The 1,040-nt window shown below is 57.2% G+C and carries 2 protein-coding genes; both read left to right on the top strand.

The features are described from left to right. Nucleotides 1–378, top strand: a 378-nt coding sequence (locus RTCK_RS07980; protein WP_185927947.1) for a transposase, incomplete at its 5' end; no start/stop codon positions are given. Between the two features lie 192 nt (nt 379–570). Beyond that, a complete protein-coding gene (locus tag RTCK_RS07975) occupies nt 571–831 on the top strand; it encodes a DUF982 domain-containing protein (RefSeq protein WP_142592406.1) in 261 nt (86 codons plus the stop codon). Nucleotides 832–1,040: the final 209 nt, after the last annotated feature.

The following is a 1,040-nucleotide window of genomic DNA, read 5'->3' as shown; positions in this document are numbered from 1 at the left end:
CGACTATCTGGCATGGCGGCGCCGATGCTGCTCGATGGGCCAATGAACGGACCAGCCTTCCTCGCCTATGCCGAGCAGGTCCTCGCACCCGAACTGCGTCCCGGCGACGTCGTGGTCATGGATAATCTGCCCGCCCACAAGATCAGCGGCGTGCGCGACGCCATCGAGAAAGTTGGAGCACGGCTCCTGTTCCTCCCACCATACTCGCCGGACTTTAACCCCATCGAGATGGCTTTCTCCAAGCTCAAGGCACTGCTCAGAAAGGTCGCTGCCAGAACCGTTGACGATCTCTGGTCAGCCGTCGCCGACTGTCTATCCGCCTTCACCCCCGAGGAATGCCGGAACTACTTCGAGGCCGCCGGATATGACCCGGACTAAGTCGAATCCGCTCTAGTCTCTTACGGTTCGAATGTGGTTCTATTGTCCGGGCAGGAAATCCCCTCTGCAAGGAGTCAGAAACGGCTTGCAGTGCATAGTGCATACTACCCCTTTAAGGTGAGGCTGCAGCTAATAGTTTCCATGCCGCGGCGATGATATCGTTTGAGAGCACAATCTCTGGGAGGTACGCGGATGGAAAATGGTGGAGCTGCTCGCACATCTCGTAGCTGGGCGAGTCCGGTAGGCATTCGGATTGGGTACGGCTCATCCGAATTAATTCGCGGGCCCGAGCAGGCGCTTGAATACCTGACCGGCCGATGGCCGGTGACGAATGGCCGATACTACGACCTAGCGAAGCTAAAATGTGCGGCCGCCTTAGAGAGAAGGGCGTCGGCAGAGGAAGCGCGTGAAGTCTTCATCTCGGCGGCTATAGAGGCGTATGTCTTTGCATAGCCCACTGACAAAGCTCTCACGGACTGCTTGAGAGACGTGGAACGCTGAAGTAGACCATGCCGTTCAGGAAGTCTTCCTGAACGGCATTCGGCCGTCACGCTACCGGCAGCGCCACCGGGTTTCATGATCGTGTTTCCGAACCGCGGTACCATATCTTCGTCTTTAGGAGCTGGCACGGGTTCCATAACATATGTTACGCGATTTTAGTG

It is taken from the genome of Pseudorhizobium endolithicum (genome assembly GCF_902153245.2).
Classification (GTDB): domain Bacteria; phylum Pseudomonadota; class Alphaproteobacteria; order Rhizobiales; family Rhizobiaceae; genus Neorhizobium; species Neorhizobium endolithicum.
Note: the sequence above shows the minus strand (reverse complement) of the source record. Positions and strands in the feature narration are given on the sequence as shown.